25 protein-coding genes and 1 pseudogene are annotated in these 26942 nt (G+C 70.8%); 11 read left to right on the top strand and 15 right to left on the bottom strand.

The annotated features are described in order from the left end of the window. Window positions 1–31: 31 nt before the first annotated feature. The gene (locus ACQPZP_RS26530) at window positions 32–793 is read left to right on the top strand and encodes an enoyl-CoA hydratase/isomerase family protein (RefSeq protein ID WP_433472432.1); all 762 of its coding nucleotides are present in this window, start codon (window positions 32–34) and stop codon (window positions 791–793) included. Between the two features lie 24 nt (window positions 794–817). Here ACQPZP_RS26530 and ACQPZP_RS26525 read toward each other — a convergent pair whose 3' ends face one another. From ACQPZP_RS26525 to ACQPZP_RS26505, 5 genes are all read right to left on the bottom strand, one after another. Then, a complete protein-coding gene (locus ACQPZP_RS26525; protein WP_433479680.1) occupies window positions 818–1018 on the bottom strand; it encodes a hypothetical protein in 201 nt (66 codons plus the stop codon). A 36-nt stretch (window positions 1019–1054) separates the two neighbouring features. Next, window positions 1055–1975, bottom strand: a complete 921-nt coding sequence (locus tag ACQPZP_RS26520) for an aminoglycoside phosphotransferase family protein (protein WP_433472431.1) — start codon at window positions 1973–1975, stop codon at window positions 1055–1057. Between the two features lie 72 nt (window positions 1976–2047). Further along, on the bottom strand, window positions 2048–3292 hold the full coding sequence (locus ACQPZP_RS26515; RefSeq protein WP_433472430.1) for a PP2C family protein-serine/threonine phosphatase: 1245 nt from the start codon (window positions 3290–3292) through the stop codon (window positions 2048–2050). A 102-nt stretch (window positions 3293–3394) separates the two neighbouring features. Beyond that, window positions 3395–4135, bottom strand: a complete 741-nt coding sequence (locus tag ACQPZP_RS26510) for a hypothetical protein (protein WP_433472429.1) — start codon at window positions 4133–4135, stop codon at window positions 3395–3397. Then, on the bottom strand, window positions 4132–4680 hold the full coding sequence (locus ACQPZP_RS26505) for an RNA polymerase sigma factor (protein WP_433472428.1): 549 nt from the start codon (window positions 4678–4680) through the stop codon (window positions 4132–4134). The genes ACQPZP_RS26510 and ACQPZP_RS26505 overlap by 4 nt, the downstream gene beginning before the upstream one ends. 117 nt (window positions 4681–4797) lie before the next feature. On the opposite strand from ACQPZP_RS26505, the gene ACQPZP_RS26500 reads away from it, so the two are divergent. Together ACQPZP_RS26500 and ACQPZP_RS26495 are read left to right on the top strand one after the other, a co-directional pair. Then, window positions 4798–5025 (top strand): hypothetical protein, encoded by a 228-nt coding sequence (locus ACQPZP_RS26500; protein WP_433472427.1) that lies wholly within the window; start codon window positions 4798–4800, stop codon window positions 5023–5025. Between the two features lie 163 nt (window positions 5026–5188). Continuing rightward, entirely contained in the window at window positions 5189–6766 is a 1578-nt protein-coding gene (locus tag ACQPZP_RS26495) for a serine/threonine-protein kinase (protein ID WP_433472426.1), read from the top strand. Window positions 6767–6871: 105 nt separating this feature from the next. Here ACQPZP_RS26495 and ACQPZP_RS26490 read toward each other — a convergent pair whose 3' ends face one another. From ACQPZP_RS26490 to ACQPZP_RS26475, 4 genes are all read right to left on the bottom strand, one after another. Continuing rightward, entirely contained in the window at window positions 6872–8020 is a 1149-nt protein-coding gene (locus ACQPZP_RS26490; RefSeq protein WP_433472425.1) for a serine hydrolase domain-containing protein, read from the bottom strand. A gap of 94 nt (window positions 8021–8114) precedes the next feature. Continuing rightward, the gene (locus ACQPZP_RS26485; RefSeq protein ID WP_433472424.1) at window positions 8115–9254 is read right to left on the bottom strand and encodes a serine hydrolase domain-containing protein; all 1140 of its coding nucleotides are present in this window, start codon (window positions 9252–9254) and stop codon (window positions 8115–8117) included. Window positions 9255–9377: 123 nt separating this feature from the next. After that, complete coding sequence (locus ACQPZP_RS26480) at window positions 9378–10310, bottom strand: NAD(P)-dependent oxidoreductase (RefSeq protein ID WP_433472423.1); 933 nt, start codon at window positions 10308–10310, stop codon at window positions 9378–9380. Between the two features lie 241 nt (window positions 10311–10551). Continuing rightward, complete coding sequence (locus ACQPZP_RS26475; RefSeq protein ID WP_433472422.1) at window positions 10552–15939, bottom strand: AAA family ATPase; 5388 nt, start codon at window positions 15937–15939, stop codon at window positions 10552–10554. Between the two features lie 305 nt (window positions 15940–16244). On the opposite strand from ACQPZP_RS26475, the gene ACQPZP_RS26470 reads away from it, so the two are divergent. Next, window positions 16245–16889, top strand: a complete 645-nt coding sequence (locus tag ACQPZP_RS26470; protein WP_433472421.1) for a response regulator transcription factor — start codon at window positions 16245–16247, stop codon at window positions 16887–16889. 19 nt (window positions 16890–16908) lie between these two features. Here the strand turns inward: ACQPZP_RS26470 and ACQPZP_RS26465 are convergent, their stop codons facing one another. Beyond that, complete coding sequence (locus tag ACQPZP_RS26465) at window positions 16909–17298, bottom strand: response regulator (protein ID WP_433472420.1); 390 nt, start codon at window positions 17296–17298, stop codon at window positions 16909–16911. A gap of 160 nt (window positions 17299–17458) precedes the next feature. Between ACQPZP_RS26465 and ACQPZP_RS26460 the strand changes: the two genes are divergently transcribed. The 5 genes and pseudogenes from ACQPZP_RS26460 (at window position 17459) to ACQPZP_RS26440 (ending at window position 22254) form a co-directional block, all read left to right on the top strand. After that, the gene (locus ACQPZP_RS26460; RefSeq protein ID WP_433472419.1) at window positions 17459–17653 is read left to right on the top strand and encodes a DUF5999 family protein; all 195 of its coding nucleotides are present in this window, start codon (window positions 17459–17461) and stop codon (window positions 17651–17653) included. A 203-nt stretch (window positions 17654–17856) separates the two neighbouring features. Continuing rightward, window positions 17857–19980, top strand: a complete 2124-nt coding sequence (locus ACQPZP_RS26455; protein WP_433472418.1) for an MMPL family transporter — start codon at window positions 17857–17859, stop codon at window positions 19978–19980. Window positions 19981–20009: 29 nt separating this feature from the next. Continuing rightward, the gene (locus ACQPZP_RS26450; RefSeq protein ID WP_433472417.1) at window positions 20010–21215 is read left to right on the top strand and encodes a sensor histidine kinase; all 1206 of its coding nucleotides are present in this window, start codon (window positions 20010–20012) and stop codon (window positions 21213–21215) included. Beyond that, window positions 21212–21902: pseudogene (locus ACQPZP_RS26445) on the top strand (response regulator). The gene ACQPZP_RS26450 and the pseudogene ACQPZP_RS26445 overlap by 4 nt, the downstream one beginning before the upstream one ends. A 40-nt stretch (window positions 21903–21942) precedes the next feature. Beyond that, on the top strand, window positions 21943–22254 hold the full coding sequence (locus ACQPZP_RS26440; RefSeq protein ID WP_433472416.1) for a hypothetical protein: 312 nt from the start codon (window positions 21943–21945) through the stop codon (window positions 22252–22254). On the opposite strand, the gene ACQPZP_RS26435 is transcribed toward ACQPZP_RS26440, so the two are convergent. Continuing rightward, window positions 22196–22582 carry a VOC family protein gene (locus tag ACQPZP_RS26435; protein ID WP_433472415.1) on the bottom strand — a complete coding sequence of 129 codons (387 nt, stop codon included), beginning with the start codon at window positions 22580–22582 and terminating at the stop codon, window positions 22196–22198. The genes ACQPZP_RS26440 and ACQPZP_RS26435 overlap by 59 nt on opposite strands. 41 nt (window positions 22583–22623) lie before the next feature. After that, window positions 22624–22788 carry a hypothetical protein gene (locus ACQPZP_RS26430; RefSeq protein ID WP_433472414.1) on the bottom strand — a complete coding sequence of 55 codons (165 nt, stop codon included), beginning with the start codon at window positions 22786–22788 and terminating at the stop codon, window positions 22624–22626. Between the two features lie 113 nt (window positions 22789–22901). Between ACQPZP_RS26430 and ACQPZP_RS26425 the strand changes: the two genes are divergently transcribed. After that, window positions 22902–23549, top strand: coding sequence for a TetR/AcrR family transcriptional regulator (locus tag ACQPZP_RS26425; RefSeq protein WP_433472413.1), 648 nt, complete (start codon window positions 22902–22904; stop codon window positions 23547–23549). 55 nt (window positions 23550–23604) lie between these two features. On the opposite strand, the gene ACQPZP_RS26420 is transcribed toward ACQPZP_RS26425, so the two are convergent. Further along, on the bottom strand, window positions 23605–23985 hold the full coding sequence (locus ACQPZP_RS26420) for a DUF4440 domain-containing protein (protein WP_433472412.1): 381 nt from the start codon (window positions 23983–23985) through the stop codon (window positions 23605–23607). Further along, window positions 23982–24764, bottom strand: a complete 783-nt coding sequence (locus ACQPZP_RS26415; RefSeq protein ID WP_433472411.1) for an SDR family oxidoreductase — start codon at window positions 24762–24764, stop codon at window positions 23982–23984. The genes ACQPZP_RS26420 and ACQPZP_RS26415 overlap by 4 nt, the downstream gene beginning before the upstream one ends. A 41-nt stretch (window positions 24765–24805) precedes the next feature. Between ACQPZP_RS26415 and ACQPZP_RS26410 the strand changes: the two genes are divergently transcribed. Further along, window positions 24806–25780: a cupin domain-containing protein gene (locus ACQPZP_RS26410; protein WP_433472410.1), complete on the top strand. Its 975-nt coding sequence runs from the start codon at window positions 24806–24808 to the stop codon at window positions 25778–25780. A gap of 31 nt (window positions 25781–25811) precedes the next feature. On the opposite strand, the gene ACQPZP_RS26405 is transcribed toward ACQPZP_RS26410, so the two are convergent. Further along, window positions 25812–26831 (bottom strand): hypothetical protein, encoded by a 1020-nt coding sequence (locus ACQPZP_RS26405; RefSeq protein WP_433472409.1) that lies wholly within the window; start codon window positions 26829–26831, stop codon window positions 25812–25814. Between the last annotated feature and the right edge of the window lie 111 nt (window positions 26832–26942).

The following is a 26942-nucleotide window of genomic DNA, read 5'->3' as shown; positions in this document are numbered from 1 at the left end:
TGGATGGAGCCGGGATGTGGGAGGGAACGTAGTGATCGAAGTCGACGTGGTGGACGGTGTCGGAGTCGTCCGGCTGGCCCATGGCAAGGTCAACGCCTTGGATCTGGAGGTGTGCCGGGCGATCGGGCAGACGATGCGTGATCTGGATGACCGGGAGGGGCCCGTCCGGGCCGTGGTGGTGACCGGCGCCGGACGAGCGTTCTCGGCAGGCGTCGACCTCAAGCGTGTGGCCGACGGCGGCGCGCCGTACGTGGCCGAGTTCCTGCCCGCGCTGAGCGAGGCGTTCCGCTCCGTTTTCGACCTGGGCAAGCCGGTGGTCGCGGCGGTCAACGGGCACGCGATCGCCGGTGGCTGCGTGCTCGCCGCGGCTTGTGACCGCCGGATCATGGCCGCCGGGAGCGGCACGATCGGGGTCCCGGAGCTGCGCGTGGGGGTGCCGTTCCCCGCCTCGGCGCTGGAGATCATGCGGTTCGCGCTGGGACCGGTCGCCGCCCGCAGCGTGATCTTCGACGGTGCCAACCACGGACCGGAGGCGGCCCTGGCGCTGGGGCTGGTCGACGAGCTGAGCGAACCGGACGCTCTGCTGGACCGCGCGCTCGCCGTCGCCGGCAGGATGGCCGCCGACATCCCGGCCGACACCTTCCGCCACACCAAGGCGCAGGTCCGGCAGGAGGCGAACGAACGGCTCGACCGTATCGCCGAGCCCGCCACGGTGGAACTGTGGACGACGGCGGCGACCGACGGCCGGATCCGGGCCTTCATGGAACGAACGATGGGTTCCGACAGGGAATGAGCCGGGCCAGGGTCCTGGGAAGTCTCAGGATTGCGATTCGGCGTGTTCTTGGAGTCGTGCGAAGGCGAGGGCGTGGGCTGCGCCGGCGGCGAGGGTGTACGTGACGATGGTGAGGCCGGGGTCGGCGGGGATCTCCCGGGCGTCGTAGTCCAGGTCGAGGTCGCACGCATCGGGTTGGTGGAAGCGCCGCCGTCCGCTGCGGTAGTACTCGACGTCGTGGGCGATCCGTCGCGGTGCCTGACGGGCGCCACCCTCTTCCGGTCAGCGGCTCAGCAGGGCTGTGGCGATGGCGACCTGGGCGGGTTCGAGTGCGGTCTTGCCGTCTTCGATGTCCCACAGGGCGTTCTGCAGCACGCGGCCTAGAGTCCAGCCGGTCGCTCGCTTGCGCTCCAGGCCGAGGGCTTCGGTCAGCAGGTCGAAGCGCCGGAGAACCGCGCGAGCCACATTACCGGTGGCCTCCACCTCGTCCCACCGATTGTCCAGTGCGGGCAGCAACTCGAATCCGGGGTCGCCGGCCAGCGGTTCCGGATCGATCGCCAGCCAGGGTTCCCGCTCTCCGGCGAGAACGTTGTCGTAGTGCAGGTCCCAGTGCAGCAGCCGGTCTCCGGGTTCGCCGATCAGTTCGGCCACGGCGGACGCGCAGGTTCGCACCAGCCGCCGTTCGGCAGGGTCGCGCAGTCCCAGCACCGCCTGCGGGACCTGGTCGAGCATGGCGGCGGCGATGTCGGACAGCCGCCGCAGATCCTTCGGGGCGGGCACCGAGGTCAGCCGCGCCATGAGCTCGGCCAGGACCTGCACTGCCGCGGTTTCGTCGGCGACCGAGGACAGGGGCCGGGCCGCGTCCAGCCGCTCAAGCAACTGCGTGGAGCTGTTCTCGTCATGGTCGAGCAGGCGGACGATACCGGCGCCCTTCCACGCCCGCAGGCCGGTGGCGGTTCCGGCGGTCTCCTCCCGCGGCTGCTGAAGCTTCAGGACGGCGGGGGTCCCGTCGCGCTGAAGCACGGGCAAGACCAGCGAGGCCATGCCGTAGGCGAGCGGACCGTCGGGCCGCAGCTCCCACCGGTCCAGGAACTCGCCGCCCAGCCGGGGCAGCCCGGCGATCCACGCGCGCGCCTCGGCCCCCTGCGCGCCGTAAGACGCGGCGAAACCGTCCGGGACGTCGATGTACACCGACTTGGTCATGGGAAATTCTACGCGGACATGATCATGACCGGCCAGGGACCGCCGTGGCCGTTCTGAGCCCACCGATCGGAGTCACAGCCGGATGATGACGAGGACGATGTCGTCACGGGTTCCGGTGGCGACGCCGAGCTGGGCCAGCAGTGCGTCGGCCATGCGTTCTGGGCTGAGGTTGCTGTAGTTCCCGAGGGTGTCGGTCAAGTGGCTCAGGCTTACGTCGATGTCTTCATCGCGGTGTTCGATGAGCCCGTCGGTGTAGAGCACCAGGGTGTCTCCTGGGTCGTATTCGAGGCCGGCCTGGGGACGGGGGACGTGCTCGGGTCGGGCGCCCAGAGGCGGGTCGAGGGCCTGGTCCAGCAGCTCGCAACTGCCGTCCGGGTGCACCAGCACCGGGGGCGGATGGCCCGCGTTGCTGTAGATGAGCAGGCGGCTGCGTGGGTCCACCATCACCTTGAAGGCGGTGGTGTTCAGGGCGCCTTCGACTGATCGGGCGTACAGCCCCAGTACCTCCAGGGCCTGGGCGGGGCGTTCCAGCGCGCGGATGGCGGCACTGAGGGCGCTGCGGAGCATGCCCATGACGGCGGCGGCCTGCAGGCCGTGGCCGACGACGTCGCCGACCGCAGCCGAGAAGCGGCCGCCGGTCAGGTCGACCACGTCGTACCAGTCGCCGCATACGTTGAGTGATCGGGTGGCGGGCAGGTAGCGCACCGCGATGTGGGGGTGCTGGTCCATGTCGGGTACCGAGAGCATGGCCTGTTGCAGGGCGACGGCGACTTCACGTTCGCGTGTGTGAGCCTGGCGTAAATCTTCGTTGAGCTCCTGCAACGCGCGCGCCTGCCCGAACAGTTCCGCTTCCATGACCTCGCGTTCGGTGAGCCGCCGGGAGCGCGGCCGGTCGCCGCTGGCGTGGGCCTGGACGTATTCGGTCACGTCCTCCACCCGGTGGATGATCCACATGACCTGTCCGGCCGGTCCCAGGACCGGGGTGTTGATCACCGACCACCACCGCTCCCCGAATGCCCCGGGCAGGTCCCCGAGGGGCAGGTCGTACTTCAGCACCGCCGTCGTCTCAGGTTGGCGCGAGGCCAGGACCCGGTGCAGCGAGGCGTTCAGAGTGGTACGCACCTGGCCGGACTCGGGGTCGGCGGGGTTGGCTGGCAGCGCGTCGAACAGGTGTTGCCCGATCAGGTCCTGCCTCGTCCGGACGGTGGCGTCCAGGTAGGCCTGGTTGGCCTCCACGATCACCAGGCCCGGGTCCAGCACCAGGCAGGGGCTGGGCATGGCGGCGAACAGCGCCGCGTAATCGATGTCCGATATCACGGTCTGCCTCCCCGCCAGTGCCGGATCCGCTCCCTTCCAGGCTATTCTCCCAGTTCAGGCACCCGCTACCGGCCGCTGCCGAGCCCGCGGAGAGCAGCTGTGTCAGGCCGTACTCGCCACCACTTGTTCGGACCTGAGCACATGGCCTTCGGCGTCCAGAGCGGCGGCTTCCACGGTCTCGGGCCGGGGCCGCTGCGGACGGTCGAAGATCTGCATGAAGTAGCCGTCCGCGCGTACGGGAACGAATTCCTGGGAACCGTCCTCGAACGTCACGCGGATGCGGGTCGCCGGAGGTGCGGCACGCCCCACCACCCCCATCCAGCCCTCGACCAGGGGCGCGTAGTCGATCCTGAGCGGCTCGTCGCGTGCGGGCAGCACTCCGGGAGGACCGCCGCACATGGTCGAGCCGTCGGAGGTGCCCCCGGCCGTCACGCTGCGCATGTAGGTGCAGCCGCCGCCCTTCGCACCCGGGGCGAACCACCATTGCGCCAGCGTGCCGCCCGGCCCGCGGGCCTCGATCACCATGCGCGCCTTCGAGGTGTCGAGCTTGCCCCAGGTGGTGTGGGACTCCTCGCCCCGCAACAGCCCCGCGACCACACCGGCGGGGGTGACGCCCGCGGCCCCGGCCGCCCCGGCCGCCGACAGCAGCGCCACGGCTCCGCCGGTCACCACGAGCCAGCGGCGGCGGCGCGGGTGCGGACGGCGGCGCCGGGGATCCGCGAGGATGCGGGCGAGCGTGCGGCGCCCCTCGGGGGCGTCGGCGGCCTCGGCGTACGCGCCGGGGTCCAGCGGGTCGGTGCCTTGGAGAAGCCGCCGGACGTGTGCCTGGTCCTGCGCCGTCATGACCGTGCCTCCTTCATCTCGATGCTCTGCCGTCCGCGTGCCCCCGCGCCGTGGTCGGCCAAGGCCTTCTCCAGCCGCCGCCGCGCGCGGTGAAGCCGCACGGCGAAGGTCTTGGGGGAGCAGCCGACGACCGCGGCGGCCGCGGCGATCTCCAGGCCCTCCCAGGCCACCAGCTGCAGGACCTCGCGGTCACGGGCGGACAGCCCGTCCAGCGCGGCCCGCACGTCCAGGGACGCCGCCACCTCGCCCGCAGGGTCGGCCTCGGACCTCCCTCGCCCGGCGGACCCGATCTGCGCGCCCAGGCGCAGCCGCCGCCGCTCACCGCGCCGCTGGTTCGCCAGGACGTTGCGGGCCACACCGTAGAGCCAGGGCAGACGCTCGCCCGGATCGCCGGGAACTTCGGTGAACCGCCGCCAGGCGATCAGGAACGTCTCGGCGGCCACGTCGCGCGCCTGGTCGGCATCGATCCTGCGGGCCGCGAACCGGATGACGTCCCGATAGTGGGCGGCGTAGAGATCGGAGAAACGATCTTGCTCATCTCCCACGCGTGTCTCCTTCGGTGCTCGCTCGTGATGCCCTTCTATGTCCGGCAGAGCCCACCGATTACACCGCGCGGTTCGGTCGATCGCGGCCGCCGGCGGCCTCGCCCGATCTCGGCATGGATGATGACGCCGTCCGCGGCGGCACGCCTCGAACGGGCGATCGTCAAGAGCGAGCACGCGCTCCGCCAAGGCGACGCGACCGGCCGCCTCATGGCCCTCCAGGACGTGCGTCTCGCCCTCTACGGGCTCCCGCTCGCCGACGTGAGCGCACCGGCCCGCACCGCCTCCGCTACGCCAACGGGATGGCGCGACCCAGACGCCTCCCGCTCAGCCAAGCCATTCCGCTGAACTTTGTGTTCGGCGCGAACGACAAAGGAAACGTCGACATCGACTCCATCACTCTCGATCCGGACCCGGCATTGGCTTCCGTCATCGCCTTCTCCGCCTCCGCGAGTTGGATAGGTTTGCCTTGGCCGTGGCGTGATCGTGTGTGTAGAGAAGGGTTTGCCCAGTGCAGGAGCAGTCGAGGCGTACGCAACTGCCCAGCAGAAGCGAGCCGCTCCGGCCTGGTGACCCGGAGGTGATCGGGGCGTACGAGCTGGTCGGCCGGCTGGGCGAGGGCGGCATGGGCGCCGTCTACCTGGGCCGGGACGACGGCGGGCAGTACGCCGCGATCAAGGTGATTCGCGAGGAGCTGGCCGCGGACGAGGGCTTCCGGGCCCGTTTCCGCGACGAGGTGCGCAACGCCCAGCGGGTGGCCTCGTTCTGCACGGCGAAGGTGCTGGACCACGGTGAGGAGGTCGGGCGGCCCTACCTGGTCACCGAGTACGTGGACGGCACCCCGCTGGACGACTACATCGAGACCGGAGGGGCGCTGCCGGACGGCACCCTGCACGGCGTCGCGGTGGGGGTGGCGGCGGCGCTGACCGCGATCCACGCCGCCGGGCTGATCCACCGGGACCTCAAGCCGCCCAACGTGATGCTGTCGGTGTCGGGTCCACGGGTGATCGACTTCGGTATCGCCCGGACCACCGACGCGGCTTCGGGGCACACCCAGGCCGGGTTCGTCGTCGGCACGCCGGGGTGGATGGCCCCCGAGCAGGTGCTGCTCGGCGAGGTGTCCACGGCGGCCGACGTCTTCGCGTGGGGCTGCCTGGTGGCCTTCGCCGGGACCGGACGCCACCCGCACGGCACGGGCACGGTCATGACGATGGTGGCCCGCGCCGAGAACGGGGACCATGACCTGACCGGCCTGGCCGAGCCGCTGCGAGCGCTGGTCGAGCGTGCCCTGAACCCCGACCCCGCGAGTCGTCCGGAAGCCCAGGAGCTGCTGCTGGCACTGGTCGGCGGCGCGGCGCCCGCGGCGGCGTCGCCCAGCGCGGCACAGGCCGTCGTCGACGCCGAGCTGACCCGCAACTGGCAGGCCGAGGCGCTGCCCCCGCCCTGGATCCCCCCGTCCCCGCCGCAGGGCGTGCGGACTCCGACCCGGGTCTACGAGCCGGCCCCGATGCCGCCGAGACCGATGCCGCCGCCCCATCCGGCACCGTGGACGCAGCCTCCGGCGACCCCCCAGGCGCCCCCGAGGCGGCGACGCGGCCGTGGCTGCATGGGCTGCCTGATCGCCTTCGCGGTGGTGGCCGGGCTGGCCGTCGTCGCGGGAGTAGCGGGCTATCGGTACTTCACGCCCAACGACGGACAGCTGAACCAGCCCGCCAGGGACGGCCAGTTCACCTTCGTGGCGTCGTCGGTCTCCTGCGGCGTCACCGTGCGCGGCCTCAGGCCCTACACCGGCAACAAGCTGTGCCGCGTCAAGATCACCGTGACCAACACCGGGACCAAGAACCGCACGCTCTCCGGGGACCAGCAGAAGCTGTTCGACGACGGCGAGACGTCGCACGAGGCTCGGGCGATGCTGAAGGGTGGCATCGCGGATGCGCGCAACACCTCGCAGGCCACGATGCTGACTCCCGGCGCCAGGTTCAGCGGCCAGTTGATCTTCGAGATCCCCGCCACGGCGCAACCGGTTTCCGTGGTCTTCCACGACGCTGCTCTGAGCAAGGGTGTCCGCATCCCCGCCAAGGCCAGCTGAGCGACTGCGGCGAAGGCCCGCACAGACGATGGCATCACGGCACGACGACGGCGCTGAGCCCGGACCGGAGCCGGAGGTCGCCTGCGTGACGTGTCGGTGCGGGTCTCAGCGGAACACCTTGCCCGCGAGGGCGTAAAGCTTGTCGATCGACGGCGGCGCGGAGCCGAGGTTGACCGACAGGTTCATCTGCCGTCCGTCGTCAGAGCGGAGCGCGTAGGTCGTGTAGCCGATGAGCTGACCGCTGTGCCCGACCATGTGCTTGCCGCAGGGCAGCAGGAACTCCTGGAGCCCGAGTCCGTACGCGAACCCGGCGTCGGTGGGCCGCGTGTCGCGCATCGCGGCGAGTGCCGCGGCGGACAGCAGCCGCCCGCCGAGCAGCCCGTCGAGGAACCGGCCGAGGTCCCGGGTGGTGGAGATCATCTCTCCCGCCGCCCAGTCGAGGGAGGGGTTCATGCGGGTGGCGTCCACGGTCCGCCCGTCCGGCAGCGGTGCGTAGCCGTGCGCGTGCGGGCGGGGGAGCCCGGGCCGGTTGCCCGGAACGATCGTCTGGGTCAGCCGGAGCGGCCGCAGGACCCGCCGTTGCACCTCCTTGCCGTACGGTCGCCCGGTCAGCCGTTCGATCAGCAGCCCCACGATCACGTAGTTGGTGTTGGAGTACTTCCAGGTGACGTCCGGGGGATTCTGGGCGGGGGTGCGGAACGCCTGCGCGAGGAGCTGATCGGGCTTGTAACCGCGGAACCGTTCCGCTCCGCGCCAGCGGTTGGTGGACCATCCCGGGTCGCTCATGTAGTCGCGAAGCAGGCTGGTGTGCTGGAGGACCTGCCGCACGGTGATGCGCTCGCCGTCCGGGACGACGCCCGGCAGGTGCTCGGCCACAGGGTCGTCCAGCCGCAGCCGTCCCTCGTCGACGAGTTGCAGGAGGACGGTCGCCGCGAACGTCTTGGTGACACTGCCGATCCGGAAGTACCCGGCCGCATCGGCGGGCCGTCCCGTGCGGACGTCGGACACGCCCGCCGCGCCGGACCACTCGCCGCCGCCCGCGGTTCGCACACGGAGCAGGACGGCCGTGGCCGCCTTGCTTTTCACCAGGTCATCCAGCGACTCCTGGAAGCCGTCCTGGGACGAACGGGTATGGCTCGACTGGGGCTGCGCCGTACGCGCGCCGGGAACGGCGAGGACGGCCGTGGACGCCGCAAGGGCCGCCGCCATCGGGCCGGACACCGCGAACGCCCTCCACCGCGAAAATTTGATCATGGGTGGACGTTACGGAGGCGGGCCCGTCTCGGCCCATGGTGACGGCCACCCGAACGTCCTGCGGAAAACCACACCCGCGGCATGTCACCGCTGGTCAGGCGGCGGCGTACTGCCAGAAGTCGCGCATCTGCCGGGGCTGGACGGGGCTGGTGGCGGCCAGTTGCGTGAGCATGATCGTGACGGTGCCGGTGGACGGGGTGAGATGGGCGGCCGTTCCGGTGCCGCCGACCCAGCCGTAGCGGCCCGGGACGTTCCACGGGTCGACGCGCTCGACGTCCACCGAGCCGCCGTAACCCCAGCCCTGGCCTTCGAGATACAGCGTGCCCGCGTGGCGCTGGGCCGGGGTCAGGTGATCGTTGGTCATCAGCCGTACCGACTCCGGTGACAGCAGCCCTCCGCCGCCGGCGAGGAGCATCCGGGCGAAAGCCAGCCAGTCGTCGGCGGTCGAGACCAGGCCACCGGCGCCGGACGGGAAGGCGGGCATGGTGCTCCACTGCCCGTCGGGGCCGTCGAGCAGTTCCAGCCCGCCGGGGCCGGAGCCGTAGTAGCCGGTGAAGCGGCCGAGGCCGGCGGCCGGGACGGCGAACCCGGTGTCCTCCATGGCGAGCGGCTCGAAGATCCGCTCGGCCGTGAAGTCGGGCAGCGTACGGCCCGTCACCCGGGCGATCAGCACGCCCTGCAGGTCCGAGCCGGTGTTGTAGAGGAAGGCCTCGCCCGGCTGGTAGAGCAGCGGGATCTCGGCGTAGGCGGCCATCCACTCGTCGGGCGGCGAGACGTACTGCGGGTCGCGGCCGTACTTCTGCTGCCCCTGCTCGGCCAGCATCGCGACCTGCGGCACCGTCATCAACTCGGGCGGCGGCCAGCCGTGGCCGGAGCGGGAGGTGAGCAGGTCCTCGACCGTGATCGGGCGGACGGCCGGGACCACGTCGTCGATCTGGCTCTGCGGCGTGCGGACGACCATCGGCGACGCCAGCTCGGGGAGCCACTTGCCCACCGGGTCGTCCAGCGCGATCCGGCCCTCGTCGACCAGCATCATGACCGCGGCGGCGACGATCGGCTTGGTGATCGAGGCGATCCGGAAGATCGAGTCCCGGGCCATCTCGGTGCCGCGTTCAAGGTCGGCCGACCCGGCGGCCTCCACTTCGACGTGGTCGCCGCGAGCCACCAGGCCCACCGCCCCGGCCAGCGTCCCGTCGTCCACGTACCCCTGCAGAACGTCGCGCAGCCCGGTCATTCGTCCCCCCTCTCCCATTTGCCGTCGATGAGGAGACTCAGAGCGCCTCGGAAAGTCATCGCACGGCGACCCGTACCCGCACGCTGTCCACGGTGCCCTACTGGGGAGGTCCTGTGTTGATCTTCAGGACGGTTCCTCGGCCATCTGTTCGAGGACCTCGATGAGAGCGGCGATGTCGCGTCGCTCGTAGCCGAGGGTGGCGGCGATACCGAGTACTTCGTCGGCGCGGTCGGCGGCGGGATGCGGGATCTGGAGCCTTCGTGCCATATCGAGCGCCAGTTCCAGGTCCTTGCGCAGCTGGCGCAGTTCGAACGACGCCTCTCCGGGCACGTCCGGCACGAGCCGGGCGCGCGCCTTCAGCAGAGGCGAGCCGATCACACTGTCGGCCATCAGCCGGGCGGCGAGCTTGCGGTCGACACCCGAATGCTCGGCGAGGACGAGGCCCTCTGCGAGAGCGACCATCTGGGCGGCGAGGCTGACGCTGATCGCGAGTTTCATGGCCAGCCCCTGCCCGTTCGAGCCCACGTGCGCGGGGGTGCCGAGGTCGCGCAGGATCGGTTCGACGCGTGCGTAGCCGTCGTGGCTTCCGCCCACCATGATCGTCAGGGTCCCGGTGTCCGCCTGCGGAGCGCTGCCCGACACCGGTGCGTCGAGCATGGTCGCACCGCGCGCCTCGGCCTCCGCGGCGATCCGGCGGCTGGTGCAGGGGCTGACGGTGCTCATGTCGGCCCAGACCGTGCCGGGGGTGAGCCCGGCCAGGATGCCGTCCGGCCCCGAAGCGATCGCCTTCAGAGCCTCGTCGTCGGGGACGGAGCTGAGAATGACATCGGCCGCCTCCGCGACCGCGCGCGGACTCTGGTGCCGGCACAGTCCTTGCGACTGAAGGGACGGCGCCCGCTGAGGCGTCCGGCTGGTTCCGTGCAGCGGGTGCCCGGCGGCCAGCAGGCGGGCGGCCATCGCGCCGCCCATGTGCCCCAGGCCCACCAGCCCGACGGTGGGGCGTCCGGTGATCTCCACACCGGTCTGGTCCAGCGGCTCCGGATCGAACTGCGTCATTCCCGTCTGCTCCCCTTTCGGCCGGTCCGTGTTCGGTCGTCCCCATCGACGCTCACCCAGCCTTGCCTGCGAGGCACGTGCCCGTCTTCACGGCCACCGGCCGTTCCCACCTACCTGCCAGCAGGAACCCGAACGTTGCGGTCTCCTGCAACCCGAACGTGTGTCACCTCGTCGGGTGCGGTGAAGGCGGCGGAGGTGTACTGCTGAGATCGGCATGGACAGAACGTTGCCCGACGCAGCACTAGCGGGAGATGACGCCGCCGTTCGTGGCGGTGAGCGGGAGGTCCGCGCGCAGAGTTGTGCCCGTTCCACGCGGGCTGTCGAGAAAGACTTCACCGCCGAGCGCCTCCACGCGGTCCTTGAGCCCGACCAGGCCGGTGCCGTGGGTGAAGTCCGCGCCACCGGCGCCGTCATCGCTGACCGCTATGTGGAGGACCGCGGTGTCGGCTTCGACAGTGACCGTGACGGTCGAGGCGTCCGCGTGCTTGGCCGCGTTGGTCAGTGCCTCGGCGACGACGTAGTACGCGCTGACCTCGACATGCTCGGGCAGCCGTTCCTGCACTGACAGGTCAAGGTCGACCGGGATCGGCGCGCGGCGGACCAGCGTGCGCAACGCCGGGCCGAGGCCCTTGGCCAGGACCGCCGGGTGGATACCGCGCCCGAGCTCGCGCAGCTCGTCCAGCGCGTCGGTCGCCTCGGCGACGGCGTGGCCGAGCTCCGCGCCGAGCTCGCCGAGCTCGGGCGGCACCACCGCCTGCGCCGCGCGCAACTGCAGCGCCAGTGAGACCAGCCGCTGCTGGGCGCCATCGTGCAGATCCCGCTCGAAACGCCGGCGCGTCTGGTCGGCGGTGGCGACGATCCGCGCACGCGACATGGTGAGCTCGGCCCGGCTCTCCGCATTGGCGATGGCGGTCGCGACGAGTTCCGTGAAGTCGGCCAGCCGCTGCTCCGTGTCCTTGGGCAGCCGTTCGTGCCGTGACCCGACGCCCATGACGCCCCAGACCCGACCCTCGACCACGATCGGGCTGGCGACCGCGGAGCGGACTCCCTCGGAGAGGGGCTCGGTCGGACTCGCCGACGCCGGCTCGTCCACGTCGCGGCGAGCTGCGCGACCCGTGGCCTGGACGGACGCCATGGCCGAGTGGGCGTCGAGCTTGCCGCGCGAACCCGGCGGGGAGTGAATGAGTCCGGAGCCGCCCATCAGCGTCGCCTCCCTGTCCGGCTCGAACCTCATGATCGCCGTGCCGTCGGCGCCGAAGAGCGTGCCGGCCTCCCGGGCCACCACGGTGAACACGAGATCCGGCGCTGCCCCGCGGGCGACCAGCGTCGCCACCCGCCGCAAGGCGGTCTGCTCGTCGGCGATCCGGCGGAACCCGGCGTACAGCTGGGCGTTGTCGAGGGAGACGGCGAGCTGGCCGACGATGAGCTTGACACCGTCGAGCCGTTCGGTGGAGAACGCGCTGCGGATGAGGCGATTCTCCAGCACCAGCAGCGCTTGCAGCCTGCCCCGGTTGAGGATGGGAAGGGCTAGCAGTGAGCAGCAGGTGATGCCGGTGAAGTAGGGATCGCGGTTGAAACGGTCGTCTCGGATGACGTCGCTCACGACCAGCGGCTCGCGCATCCGCTGGGCGTACCGCAGCACCGACATCGGGACCGCGCGTCCGTGACCAGGGCCGTCGGCGGGTACCGTGCCGTCGCTGCCGGGGGTCGGCAGCAGCCAGACCCGCCGGTCGGGTCTCCACAGCAGCAGATGGACGTCGGTGGCGCCGGTCATCGCGCGCAGCACCTGGGCCACGCGCGAATGCAGCCCCTCGACACTGGTCTCCGAGCTCAGCGCCTGCGATACCGACAGAATGCCGAGCAGGTCGATCGTTCCGGTCGTGACGATGGAGCGGTGATGGGAAAGATCATCGGACCGCTCGACGCGGGGCCCGCTGGTCGCGTCGGCTGGTGGCCGCAGCGTCGGGTAGGCCCAGTCCAGTTGGGCGGCCTTCGCGGTCGCCCCCCACGCGAGGTAGTCCCCGCGGGCCTGGGCTAGAAGATCGTAGCCGGTGTGTTCGGCGCCGTGCGCGAGGTAGAAGCGGGCCGCGCGTTCGGCGATCAAGGCCCGGTGCCATGGGCGTTGCCGCTCGGCGACCTCGCGCCGCGCGGCGTCGAAGGCGAGGACGGCGGCTCGGAAGTCGCCGACCGCCCATGCCCGCTCCGCATCGACCAATCGCAGCAGGTGGAGGAAGTTCGCCGGCGCGTCCGCGGCGCGTGCGGCGAGCCACCGCGTCACATCGTCCAGTTCGGACAGCAGACCGCCGCACTCGTCGCCGTGCGCGGTGCGCGCCTGCTCGGCGAGGGCCAGCCCGCGCAGCAGGTATGCCGCGGCGGTCGGGTAGTAGCAGTAGCCCAGGTCAGTCGGCAGCAGCGGCATGATCGCCGCGGTGTGCTGCGTCAGGCTGACCGGGTCGCCGAAGATCGCGGCGACGGCCGCATGGTTGATGTGCGCGAAGAGAAGGGCCAGCGGGTTGTCGGCGTACCTGTCGATGGGGACCGCCTCGCCCGCCGCGGCTGCGTTCTCGCCACGCAGCACACCAGCCAGCCACCGGTACGTGTCGAGCCACTGGCCGGTCTGCTCGCCGCCGATACGCCGCACGAAGGCCAGCCCCGCCTCCACCTCGGCGACGTAGACGTCCAGTGATGGCGCGCAGTCCAGCAGGCCTGCCACGGTCGGGTAGGTATAGCCGGCGTTCGCCAGGTCGCCCCCCGCGGTCAACCCTTCGCGGGCCCGCTGAGCTGCTTGGACAGCGTTTTCGATCGGTTCGGACCAGCCGGCCAGGAGAGCGAACAGCAAGCGCGCCTGCGAGGTGTCGGGCTCGTGGCCGCGGGCCTCGCCCAGCGCCAGGACCCGCCGTATTGCCCGATACCCGGCGGCGTAGTCCTCGCGCAGCGCCACAGCGGCGAAGGCGATGTGGCTCGCCGGGCCGAGCAGGGTGCGGCACGTGCCGTGCTCAAGCCAGATCCGCAGCGCTTCCAGGCTCAGCCAGCCGAGTGTGGCGTGGTCGGCGACGAAGTAGACCGCCGGCAGGATCGCGTTGATCAGACGGGTCGCGGCGAGCAGCCCGGGCTCGGTGATGTCCGGCCGAGCCAGATCGTCGGCGCCGTCGGTGTGGTCCAACCAGCGGTACAGATACTCGAACCGGTGGTCGAGCTCGGCGGGGAGCCGGTCCGCTGCGGGTACGGCGATGCCCAGCTCACGCAGCGACTGCACGCCTAGACCGATCGCCTCCGTAAGACGGCCCCGGTGGGTCAGGCTGCGCACCTGCACGACCGTCGCGTCGGCACGCTCCAAGGTGCTGGTGCACAGCCCCTCGATCGTCCGGTACTCCTGGTCCGCCTCGTCCAGGCGTCCCAGGTTGAACAAGGCGGCGTGGCGGCCGGTGTGCAGCTCGACCAGCGTGGTGACCTCTCCCGGGTCGGCGAGTCGCAGCGCAGCGGCCAACAGCGCGTTCACCAGCGCGTTGTCTCCGATCAAAGCCGCCTGGTCGGCGGCACGCCGCAGTAGCCCCACCACCACCCGTTGCTCCGCGGCGTCGTCCACCGCGCTGGCCACCGGCAGGTACTGCTCCGCCGCGACCGCGTACAACTCGGGCATCTCGGCCAGCCGACGCGCCATGGCCAGTTGCAGGGTGCGTCGCCGCCGCGCGTCCAACCCGCCCAGGATCGCTTCGCGGATCCGGTCGTGGCGAAACGACACCCCTTCGCGCGGGCCGGGCTCCATGACCAGCAGACCCGCGTCGAGGACGGGCGCCAGGCGTTGATCCACTTCGGCTGCCGGATCGCCGGTGGCGGCCTGCAACAGGCTCAGGTCGGCTCGCCCGCCCAGGCACGCCATCGCCTCCACCATCGCCCGGGACGGCGCCGGCATGGCCTCAACCTGCGCCATCAGCAGCCCGGTCACCTCTGACTCGCCCAGGTGAGCACGCGCGGCCGCCTCGTCCCACCGCCACCCGGCGGCCGTCCCCGCCAGCACGCCGTCGCGGCGCAGCGCGTTGAGCAGTTCCACGGTCTCGTACGGATTGCCCGACGTGTGCGGGGCGATCACCTCGGCCAACCCCGCCGCCGCCGCCCGGCCCATGTGGAGCATCTCGGCGACCATGGTGACGAGACTCGGCAGGGGCAGGCTGGCCAGTCGCAGGTGCCGCACTCCAGCCTGTCCTCGCCACCGGGACAGCAGCGCCGCCAGCGGATGCGCAGCGTCCACGTCGTCTTCACGGTACGCGGCCACCAGCAACAGGCCGTCGACCGGCTCCTCGCTCAGCACCAGATCAACGAAGCCGACCGGGGTGCGCCCCGCCCACTGCAGGTCATCGACGAACAACACCACCGGCCGCTTCCGCGAGGCGACCGCCCTCAACACCTGTACGCCCGCTCGCTGTGCCCGCACCTGGGCGGTCAGCGGATCCCCGGGATCCGGCGGCACCGCTAGCAGCGCCGCGAACTCCGGCACCACCGCGGTCAGCAGACCCGCGTTCGCCCCGACCGCCTCCAAGATCCGTTCGCGGACGCCGGCCAGTTCGTCCTCCGGCTCGGCCAGCAACAGCCGGCCCAACGCCCGAAACGCCTGATTGATCGCGTCGAACTCCAGATCCCGCCGGTACGGGTCGAACTTGCCCGTCACGAACCAGCCGTCATGGTCCGTCACCATCATCGGCAGCTCATCGACCAGCGACGTCTTACCCACCCCTGGCGCGCCACTGATCAGCATTCCACGACAGCGGCCCAGCATCGCGTCCTCGAACGCCGTCTCCAGCGCCGCCACCTCGTCATCGCGTCCCACCAGCCGCGATGGCGGCAGCAGCCGCAGCGGGAAATCGCGCTCGCCGACCCGCAGCGCAGTCGCCGCCGGGCGTGCATGGGGGTCCCGCAACCGCTCCAGGTCGTAGACCACGCCTTCCGCGGTCCGGTAGCGGTTGTCCGGCTCCTTTTCCAGCAGATGCATGATGATCGCCGACAGCGGCCCCGGCAGGACCCGGTTCACCTCGGCCGGCGGCACCGGCACCCGAGCCAAGTGATCATGGGTGAGGCGCAGTGGGTCTCCGGAACCGAACGGCGGTTCCCCCGTCGCAAGCTCGTACAACGTCGCGCCCAACGCGTACAGGTCGGCACGCTGATCCACCGATCGGCCGGTGCGCCCGGTCTGCTCCGGCGCCAGATACGCCAACGTCCCGACGATCTCAGTGTGGTGGGTGAACTCGGGACGAATCCCGGCGAAGGAGGTCGCCAAGGCGAAGTCCACCAAGTACGGGGCGCCGTCGCGAGAGATCACGATGTTCGCGGGAGTGATGTCCCGGTGCATCACCCCCCGGCTGTGCATCCCCGCCACCGCCCGGGCCAGCTCCACCGCGAGCCCGATCAGGTTATCGACGGCCAGCGGCTTCGCCAGTCCGGCCAGACTGGTGCCACCAACGTCCTCCACCACGATCGACCCCGGGTACTGCGGCGCCTTCACCGGCTGCGCGATCCCACCGACATCGCGCAGCCGGTCCAGCATCGCCAGCTCACGCTGCAGGCGTCGCTGCGCGTCCGGTCCAAGCGGCTCCTTGCGGATGACCGTGCGTCCAGGCAAGAAGAGCCGAGTCACGCGCGTACGTTCACTCTCGTGCACTGTTTCGGCCCGAGCGGGCGGATTTCGACCCTGCAGCCCCCCGCCTGTCCTCATCGGCACCTCCACACCGGTCCGGCCCGACCTCATAGCCTGGTTACACCTATGTGAAAGCAAATGAAAACTATGTCTGAGTACAGGAACTGCAAATCATTCGCCTAGGCCACAAATTCGGTGGCGGCGGTTGTGCCCTCGAATTGCCGGCTCTCACCCTGGCAACTGCCGCGTGATGCTCGAAACAAGTAACCTTACTCTCAGGTAGCGAGGGGGTGAAGGAAGTTTCAATGCGCATAGCGTTGGCAGACGACGACGTCCTGCTACGCGCAGGTCTCGCCAGCCTGCTCGAACGATCAGGCTTCGAGATCGTCGGGCAGGCGGGCGACGCGGCAGAGCTGCTCGGCCTCGTCCGCGAACAGCGGCCCGACCTCGCCATCGTCGACATCCGCATGCCCCCGGGCTATTCGACGGAAGGGCTCGATGCGGCCCGCGTCATCCGCAAGGAGCATCCGGGGATCGGGATCCTTCTCCTGTCGGCGCACACCGAGGTGGAGGAGGCGATGGAGCTTCTCGCCGCCGGACAGCGTGTGGGTTACCTGCTCAAGAGCCGGATAACCGATGTCGCCGACTTCGTCGAGACGGTCGAGCGGATCGCGCAGGGGGCCTCGGTCGTCGACCCGGGTCTGGTGCAGGAGCTGATCACCGCCCATCACCGGGACGATCTGCTGGAGTCGGTCACCCGGCGGGAACGCGAAGTGCTGGCCCTCATGGCGGAGGGCCGGTCGAACGCCGGGATCGCACACCGGCTGTGGATCACCGAGGGTACGGTCGAGAAGCACGTTCGCAGCATCCTCACCAGGATGCAGCTGCCCGAAACCGAAGATGACCATCGCCGGGTGCTCGCGGTCCTCAAATTCCTTGAAACCCGGTAAAACGGTTCCCCGGGTGCTCTCAGCCGCCTTGTGCCGGGCGATCACCCGCGGCTCCGAGGACCTGTTCGATGGCCGTGCCCGACAGCTCGAGCTTCGTGACGAATCCGGCGGCCGGGGAGGAAGCGATCACGTCGGCGAAGTCGCACTCGGTGTACGAGGAGATCAGGATCGTGCTCGGCCGCCGCGACGGTGGCAGTTCGGCGAGCCGCTCCACCAGATCGAACCCGCTCTCACCGCCGAGATCGACGTCGATGAGGGCCACGTCAGGACATAGCCTCGCCGTCTGCGCGAGAGCGTCCGCGATGGTGGACGCGACGCCGGAGACGACGATGCCTTCTCGCTCCAGCGCCGCGCGGGCGACTCCGAGAAAGCGATCGTTGTCGTCGACGAGGAGACAACTAATGGCCACCTCTTCAGCGTGCTGCCCGGACGCAGGGTCCGCATTGCAGCTAGCCGGAATATCCGGAGACCGCCAGCAGGTGGTCGAGTTTGGCGGTTGCCTGCGAAGACACGCGTCCACGGATGGCGAAGGCTGAGGACATCGGCATCCAAGCAATGGAGTGAACACCGTGTGCCAGCACGAGCCACAATGCCCGGCCGCCAGCGCGTACGACCACGCGGCTGCCCGTGTGGTATCCGCACACCCCGAACAGGGCTGGAGCCTCCTCTGCAACGGTGTCGTCGTCTTCGACGACACCGGTGAGCTGCTCCCCGACGGTCACGCCGTCCCACCGCACCGTGAGGAAGTACTGGTCGCCGCCTGAGGAGCCGGCGCCGTTGCGAGTACGCGTTTTGAGTAGCCGGGATTGTCGGCAGGCGTACGACGACGGGTGGCACCCGATTTGACCAGCATGGACGGGAGATCCGAGAGCGAACATGGGGGTTTCCTGCCGTGGCTTCCTTGCTGTATCGACTGGGCCGCTGGGCCTTTCGGCGGCGGCGTTACGTCGCCTTGTGGTGGGTGGCCGTGCTGGTCGCTGTCGGGTGGGCGTTCCTTAAGGCCCCGGATGCCCCCGACGAGGAGTTCTCGATGCCGGGGATCGAGTCGCAGCAGGCGTTCGATCTGATCGGGCAGCGGTTCCCGGGGGCCACGGCCGACGGCGCCACCGCCCGGGTGGTCTTCGTCGCGCCGGACGGGCAGAAGGTCACCGCGTCGGCCAACAAGACGGCCATCGAGAAGGCCGTGGACGAGCTGGCCGGCGGGTCGCAGGTCGCCAACACTGCGGACCCGTTCGAATCGGACGCGATCAGCAAGGACGGCTCGACGGCGTACGTGACCGTCACCTACAAGGTGCCGTCCAGCGATGTCACCGACGCCAGCCGCGAGTCGGTGGCGAAGGCCACCGATCAGGCCCGGGACGCCGGGCTGACCGTGGAGGCCGGCGGCGACGCGCTGGACGACACGGGACTCGGCGGGGCGGCGGAGATCATCGGCATCTCGGTGGCCGCCGTGGTGCTGCTGCTGACCTTCGGGTCACTTGCCGGGGCCGGGCTGCCGCTGCTGACCGCGATCCTGGGCGTGGGGATCAGCTTCGGTTCGATCATGGCGCTGGCCGACGCGCTCGGCCTGTCCACCAATACCGGCACGCTGGCCATGATGCTGGGCCTGGCGGTCGGGATCGACTACGCCCTGTTCGTCGTGTCCCGCTACCGGGAGGAACGCGCCCGGGGGCGCGAGCCGCAGGAGGCGGCCGGGCTGGCCGTCGGCACCGCCGGGTCGGCCGTCGTCTTCGCCGGGCTGACGGTGGTCATAGCGCTGGCCGGGTTGTCGGTGGCCGGCATCCCGGTGCTGGCCAAGATGGGCCTGGCGGCCGCCGCCGCGATCATCGTCGCCGTGCTCATCGCGCTGACCATGGTCCCGGCCCTGCTGGGCTTCTGGCCCGACGCCGTGCTGTCCAGGGCCGTTCGGAAGGGCCAGGGTGCTGGGGCCGGCAAGCACGACCAGGACGGCCGGGGCGAGCGTTGGGCCCGGTTCGTACTGCGCCGTCCAGTCTCCGTACTGTTCTTGAGTGTGGTGGCTCTGGGTGCCCTGGCGATCCCGGCGACGGGCCTGCGGTTGGGCATGCCCGGGGATGAGGCCAAGCCGCCCTCCAGTACCGAGCGCCGGGCCTACGACGATCTCGCCAAGGCGTTCGGTCCCGGGTTCAACGGGCCGCTGACCATCGTGGTGGACGCTCAGGGTGCCGCGGATCCGAAGGCCGCGGTCAAGACCATCACCGCGAAGATCGGCGCCACCGCCGGGGTCGCCGGGGTGTCGCAGGCTCAGTTCAACGACGCCGGGGACACCGCGGTGTTCTCCGCCACCCCGTCCACCAGCCCCACCGACGCCAAGACCAAGGACCTGGTCAAGACCATCCGCGGCGAACGCGCGGCACTCGAATCCCAGAGCGAGGCGACCTTCGAGGTCACCGGCCTGACCGCGGTGAACATCGACATGGCCGCCAAGGTCCAGGCCGCGCTCATCCCGTATCTCGCGGTGATCGTCGGCCTGGCGGTCCTGCTCCTGCTGGTGGTCTTCCGGTCCCTGCTCGTCCCGCTCAAGGCCGCGTTGGGCTTCCTGCTGTCGGTGCTGGCCGCCCTGGGCGCGGTCGTCACCGTGTTCCAGCACGGTCATGGCGCCGGGCTGCTGGGGGTGGAACAGACCGGGCCGATCATGAGCCTGATGCCGATCTTCCTCGTCGGGATCGTGTTCGGGCTCGCCATGGACTACGAGGTCTTCCTCGTCACCCGGATGCGCGAGGCCCACGTCCACGGGGCGACACCCGCCGAAGCGATCGTCACCGGGTTCCGGCACAGCTCCCGCGTCGTGACCGCCGCCGCGCTCATCATGATCGCCGTCTTCGGCGGCTTCATCGGCGAACACGACTCCATGATCAAGATGATCGGGTTCGGGCTGGCCGCCGCCGTGCTCTTCGACGCCTTCGTCGTCCGCATGGCCATCGTCCCGGCGGTCCTGGCCCTGCTCGGCCGGCGCGCCTGGTGGCTGCCCCGCCGGCTGGACCGGATACTTCCACGCGTCGACGTGGAAGGCGAGGCCCTCAGCCGCCGTCCGGCCGCAGTCCCGGCCGACCCGGCCGAGGCCCGCGTCTGATGGACCTAGTGCACTGACCGGAGAGTCCGATGACCACCAGCCTGGAGCGTTACACCGACCGCCACCCCCACGCCGTCGACGTGATCGTGATGCTGGCGCTGATGGGTTGTGCGGCCCTGGGCGTCTCGCTCATCACACCCGGTATCGACCGGCCGGACAACACATTGCCCGGTGAACTTCCCGCCGGCATCTCCTGCATCGCGCTGCTGGCGGCGCGGAGCCACCCGCGCACCGCCGTCGTGGTGACCACGGCCGGCGCCGCGAGCCTGAGCATTCTGGGCTACCTGCTCACGCCTCTGCTTCTGGCACCCACCATGGGGGCGCTGTACTGGCTGGCCGCTCTCACCGACTCGAAGACCACGCGCGTCTACGGCGTCACCACCATCGTGGCGCTGGTGGGCCTGGCAGTGATCTACGACCCCTCGGGGGACGTGGTCCTGCTCAAGACGGTCGGCCCCTTCTGCTGGCTGCTGCTGCCGCTGGTCGGCGGCAGCCAGGCCAGGTTCCGCCGCGCCTATCTGGCGTCGGTGCAGGCCCGCGCCGAGCACGCCGAGCAGACCCGCGAGGAGGAGGCGCGCCTGCGCGTCGCCGAGGAACGCATCCGCATCGCCCGCGAGCTGCACGATGTCGTCGCGCACCACCTGGCCCTGGCCAACGCCCAGGCCGCCACTGCCTCCTACATGGCGCGTACCGGGCCCGAGCAGATGCAGAAGATCCTCACGGACCTCAACGGCACCACAGCCTCAGCACTACGCGAGCTCAAGACGACCGTGGGTCTGCTACGGCAGGCCGACGACCCAGAACAGCAGTCCCTGGACCCGGCCCCCGGTCTCGCACGCCTCCCCGAGCTGGTATCGGCCTGCCAAGCCGCTGGGCGCGATGTCACCGTCACCACCCACGGCAAGCCGCAGCCGCTCTCACCCGTGGTCGACCTGACCGCGTACAGGATCCTCCAAGAGGCTCTCACCAACGTCACCAAGCACGCCGCCGTCCAAGCGGCGGACGTGCGGCTCGACTACTCCGGCACCCGGCTGGCCATCACCGTCACCAACAACGGCCCAGTCCCCGCCGACCCCGACCCCGACCCCGGCCGCGGCTTCGGACTCATAGGCATGCGCGAACGCGCCCATTCCGTCGGCGGAGACCTTCGCGTAGGGCCCCGCCGCGAAGGCGGTTTCGAGGTCGCCGCCGCACTTCCGCTCCAACCTCGCGCACTCCAGGAGGGGGACCAGTGAGCATCCGCGTACTGCTCGCCGACGACCAGACCCTGTTGCGGACCACCTTCCGGACCCTGATCGACTCACGCGACGACATGGAGGTCGTCGCCGAAGCCACCAACGGCGAGGAGGCGGTGGAGCTCACCCGCGCCCACCATCCGGACATCGTCCTGATGGACATCCGCATGCCCGGCATGGACGGCCTGACCGCGACCGCGGCCATCTGCGGCGATCCGGACCTGTCGGCCACCCGCGTGCTCATCCTGACCACCTTCGAGACCGACGAGCACGTCGCCCGCGCGCTGCGCGCCGGCGCCAGCGGCTTCCTCGGCAAGGACATCACCGCCGACGACATCTTCGGCGCCATCCACACCGTCGCCTCCGGCGAAGCCCTGCTGTCCCCGACGGCCACCCGTTCACTCATCGCCCGCTTCCTCGCCACCCCCGAACCCGAGACCCGGCTGGCCCCGCCGGAACGCCTGGCCGACCTGACCGCACGCGAGCGGGAGGTCATGACCCTCGTCGCCGAGGGCCGCCCCAACACCGAGATCGCCGACCGGCTCGTCGTCAGCCCGCTGACCCGTGCGCACCCACATCTACCGCGCCATGACCAAACTCGGCGCCCGCGACCGCGCCCAACTCGTCGTCATCGCCTACCAGACCGGCCTCGTCCAACCCGCTCCGACCCGAGAAGCGCGACCGTGACCGAGCAGCCCACCCGCGCCCACGCACCATCGCCGGTGCCGTGTCGTTCATCGGCACCCGCGTGTCACTTTCGGATGCCGACCGCAACGAAATCGTGCTCTCGCGCGACGGCCGACATGCTCACCTCGCCAACTCCGCCGTAATGGCCCAGGTCGCCCACGTGTTCGTCGCCGGTGGCGAGATCACCGGCGTGCTCGACTGGACCGAGGCGGCCCAAGGCGACGCCCTGTTCGGCGGCGCCGTCCGGCCCGGCGATGAAACCGTCGAGGGTGGTGGCGATGCGGGGCAGGGGCTCAGGCGGTGGACGGGGCCCATTCAACGAACTGGACGATCACGCCGTTGGGGTCGGTGACCTGGAACAGGCGTTCGCCCCATGGCTCCTCGCGCAGCGGCATGGTGATCTCGATTCCGGCGTCGCGCAGGCGCTTCTCCTGCCCGGCCAGGTCGTCGGCGAGGGTGTACGCCAGGATCAGGCCGCCGGCGCGCTGGTCGCGCTGCTCGGGCGGCAGCACCTGGATGCCGCGGGCGAGCAGGACGATGTCGAACGCGTCGGACCGCGTCAGGGACGCGAAGCCGTCGGCGGCCTGCTGGACGGTGTAGCCCAGGTGAATGGTGAAGAACTCCTGCGAGGCGGCGACGTCGTCGACGGTCAGCGAGACGGTGGAGGCGGTGAACTGCACGGGTCTCCTTCAGGTGCGGTGGCGGTTCGCGTGGTGGCGGGTCAGTAGCCGCGGCGGCGGGGGACGATGCGGGCTCCCCGGGCCTGCTGCCGCGCACGGACGCGATGGTCGGACGGCGGGCGGCGCAGTTCGGCGCCGCGCAGCGGGGGCCGCTCGGGCTGCTGCGGCTGGGACACGGCGGCGGAGTCGTGGGTGTGCTTGCGCATGGGCGCCCCCTTCGGATTCAGCGTTCCATCGTCGCAAACTTGCGACGGACATAAATTTAGCCCAGAGTCCCAAGAGTGTCAACATAAAGATGCTACGAGGGTAAGATTGCGCCATGGCTACCCAGACCTCCGTCCCTGCCGCCGGGCTGCGCGAGACCAAGAAGCAAGAGACCCGGCAGCTCATCTCCGACCACGCGACCCGGCTGTTCATCGCCCAGGGCTTCGAGCAGACGACCATCGCCGAGATCGCCGCCGTCGCCCGCGTCGCCAAGAAGACGGTCACCAACTACTTCCCCCGCAAGGAAGACCTCGCGCTGGACCACCAAGAGGAGTTCGCCGCCTCCCTGGCCCAGACCGTCACCACGCGACGTCCGGGGGAGTCGGCGCTCGCCGCGCTGCGCCGCGCCTTCACCGGCGCCGTCGCCGCCCAGGACCCGGTCGCCGGGTTCTCCGGTCCGGAATTCGCCGGCATGATCGCCGACAGCCCCACGCTGACCGTCTGCCTGCGCGGCCTGCACGACCAGCGCGAACACCGCCTCGCCCGGGCTCTCGCCGAGGCCACCGGCGCCCAGGTGGACGACATCACCGTCCAGACCGCCGCCGGGCTGCTGGGCACCGTCCACCGCGTCCTGTTCCAGCGCATCCAGACCCTCACGCTCGCCGGACACTCCAACGACGAGATCGCCCGCACCATCGGTGCCGAAGCCACCCGAGCCTTCGACCTGCTGGAACCTGCCCTGTCCGACTACGCCACCGCTTGATCGAACCCGGCCTGGCCTGAAAATCCATCGGCGCCTTCACCGATCTCGACACGTTTCAAGGGGTCTTGGGGCGCGTCCAGGTCTCGTGGAGGCCGCGCCAGAGCAGGCCGTTGCGGGCTTCCGGAGCGGGTACGAATATCGCCACGGCTCGGCGGGCGCTGTCGGGATGATGTTCCTCGTAGGTGACGACGACCAGGCCGTCGCGGTCCAGGAGAACGTGCGGTTCGCGAATCCGGATGCGCAGTCCGGGTACGGTGCCGTGGGCCCTTTCCATGGCGGTGCGCAGCTCCGGGAGCGAGAGCATGGCGCCGTCAGGGTCGTACCAGGTGAAGTCCGGCGTGTGCATGTCGAAGAAGCCGCCCAGGTCGGCCGCCGTTCCGCTCAGCCAGGACTCGATGAAGCGGTGGTGATCGAGGACCTCCTCGATGGCGTTCATCGGGCGGCCCAGGTGCGGAGCGGAGTGAGTTCGACGTCGAAGAGGGCCTCCACTTTGTCCGGGGCGCCGTCGTAGAAGCGCGCGTTCTCGGGGGCGGACAGCCAGCGGTACGTGTCCGCGACTCCCGCAGCGGCGGCCTCGCCGATCACCGGTGCCATGAACGCCTGGAACGTGCCGGGCTCCACGGAGACATATTCCACGCCGAAGACGGACGCGAGTTCTGGGCCGGTGACGACGTCCTTGCCGCCGATGTCGATCGAGGTCCCGACCAGATCGTCGCGGCCGAGAGCGGCGGCGGTGAGGGCGCCGAGGTCGTCGTGGGCGAGCCAGGCCACCCGGTGGCCGGGCGGGATCGGGTAGGACAGAACGCCCCCGGCCGGGTGGAGGTTCTCCAGGTAGACGGGTGGTCGCAGCACGACGGCGGGGATGCCCGAGGCGAGCAGGGCGTCGGCCGCGTCGCGCCTGGTCTCGAAGGCGGCGACGGACGTTCGGGTGGCCGGCAGGCGGTTGCCTGTGTTGAGGACGATCCGTTCGCACCGGCGGGCCGCGGTGATGATGTTGTCCACGTATCGCGCCACGCGGTCCCGGTCGAACACCATCGGCAGCGTCACCGATGCGCGGGACACGCCCTCGAAGGCGGCCCGGACCGCCGCCGGGTCGGCGAGGTCGCCGTGCCTGCGGCTGAAGCCCCGGACGCGGTGCCCGTCCCGTTCGAGGTGCTTCGCGACGGCCCCGCCCTGCGCGCCGGTGGCGCCGATCACCAGGTATGTCTCGGTCATGGCGCCCAGCGTGCCGGAGGTGTCGAGTACCTTCCATAAGCATGCGCCCGGGTCTGATTAACGATCGTCCAGCAGATCTCCTTGATGAGCTGCTGGCTCCGCTGCGGCTGGAGGGCGTGTTCGTCAGCCACTGGGAGGCCCGGGCGCCCTGGGGGCTCCGGGGCGACCGGGAGCGCAACGCGATCCTGCACTACGTGCGGTCCGGCGAGTGCGCGATCACGATGCCCGGGACGTCCGAACCGGTCATGCTGGGCGCGGGGGAACTGGCGGTCTTCCCGCACGGGACGGCGCACGAACTGGCGGACCGGCCGGGGCGCGCCACTACTCCGCTGGACCTGATGCTTCCCGGGCGCCCGGCGGGCGGCACCACCGAGGTGCGGGTGGACGGCCCCGGCCGCATGACCGATTTGCTCTGCGGCGGCCTCCACTACGACGCCGCCGCGATGTCGCCGCTGTACCGGTCGCTGCCGGAGATCATCGTGCTCGACCGTACGGTGCTGGCCGCCGAGCCACTGCTGTCCGGGACGCTGGAGGGATTGACTCCGCGGTGCGGGGGGCTGGCCGCGCTGCGCGCGTTCGAACTGGTCTTCGTGCTGGCGCTGCGAGCGGCACTGGACCGCCTCGGCGGGATGCCGCCGGCGCTGCGCGATCCGGCGATCGGGCGGGCGCTGCTGGTGATCCAGACTCGGTACGCCGAGCCGTGGACGCTGGAGTCGCTGGCCCGGGAGGCGCGGATGTCGAGGTCGGCGTTCGCGGCGACGTTCACCCGGCTGGTCGGCGAGGCGCCCGCCCGCCACCTGGCCGGGCGGCGGATGCGGGAGGCGGCCCGGCTGCTCGGCGAGACCGCGACACCGCTGGCGGCCATCCCCGAACGGATCGGGTACCGCTCGTCCGTGGGCCTCCACCTGGCGTTCCGCCGCCATTACGGAGTCCCGCCCGGCGAATACCGCCGAGCGCGACACCAGGCCGCGTCCCGTGGATCACGTGGTGGGATCGCGGAGCCGGTTACGGATTGACGCGACGTCAATGGTGCCCTGGTAGACGCGTTCAAGGGACGGCGTGCAGGCGTGCATCGTGCATGGTCGCGGGCCGGTGCCCGGGGGACAGGCAGGGCCTTTGGCCTTCGGCCAGTTCGGCGAGCCGGTGGAGGACGATGCCTTCGCGTAGTGCCCATGGACAGATGGTGAGCCGGTCGAGCCCGAGCACGTCCATGATGCCCTCGGCCACGATGGCGCCGGCGAGTATCTGGTGGGCGCGGGTCGCCTTCACTCCGCGCAGCCGGGCTCGCTCCTTGTCCCGCAGTTTCGCCAGCTTCGGGATCCACGGGTGCAGCTCGTCGCGGTGGAGATGTCGTTGGCGGTAAGGGCCGGCCTTCGCCTTGGGAGCCCCGCAGAGTCGTGCGAGCTGGGTGAAGGTCTTGGACGTCGCCACGGCCAGGACCGGTGCGGGCCGTTCGGCGATCTCGGCGGTCGCCTCGGCGAGCACGGACCTGACGTGCGCGCGGAGCGCCTTGCGCGTGCGCTTGCGCACGGGCGGCGACGGCGGCAGGTGGTGCCTTGTGAGGCGGCCGGCGCCGAGCGGCAGCGACAGCGCGATCTCCGGCTCGCGTCCCGCGCCGTAGGCCAGCTCCATGGAGCCGCCGCCGATGTCGGCGAGCAGCATCGGCCCTGCCGACCACCCGTACCAGCCGCGGGCGGCGAGGAAGGTCAGGCGCGCCTCCTGCTCGCCGGTGATGAAGCCGAGGGTGACATCCGTCGCGGCGCGGACCTCGGCGGCCACGTCCTCGCGGTTGGCGGCGTCGCGCAGCGCCGACGTCGCGAACGGGACCAGCTCGCCGACGTCGAGCGCGGCGGCAGCGGCCGTCGCCTCCCGCACCGCGGCGATCAGCCGGCCGACGGCGGGACGGCCGATGACGCCGCGCCGGTCGGTGGCCTCGGCCAGCCGCACGGCGCTCTTCACCGACCGGACCGGCCGTGGCGCGTGGCCGACGGCGAGGTCGGCCACGTGCAGATGGGAGGAGTTGGAACCGATGTCGAGTACGCCGAGGCGCAGGGGGGACTCGTCCATGCAGCGCCTTTACCCCGCCTCCCCGCGACCAGTCCCCGACGCCACGCCACAGCGTTGGCCCGGTGACGTCCGAACCTCGGAACCTGCGTGCGCACGAGTCGGGCGACTGAC

This window comes from Spirillospora sp. CA-142024 (assembly GCF_050942325.1).
Taxonomy (GTDB): domain Bacteria; phylum Actinomycetota; class Actinomycetes; order Streptosporangiales; family Streptosporangiaceae; genus Spirillospora.
Note: the sequence above shows the minus strand (reverse complement) of the source record. Positions and strands in the feature narration are given on the sequence as shown.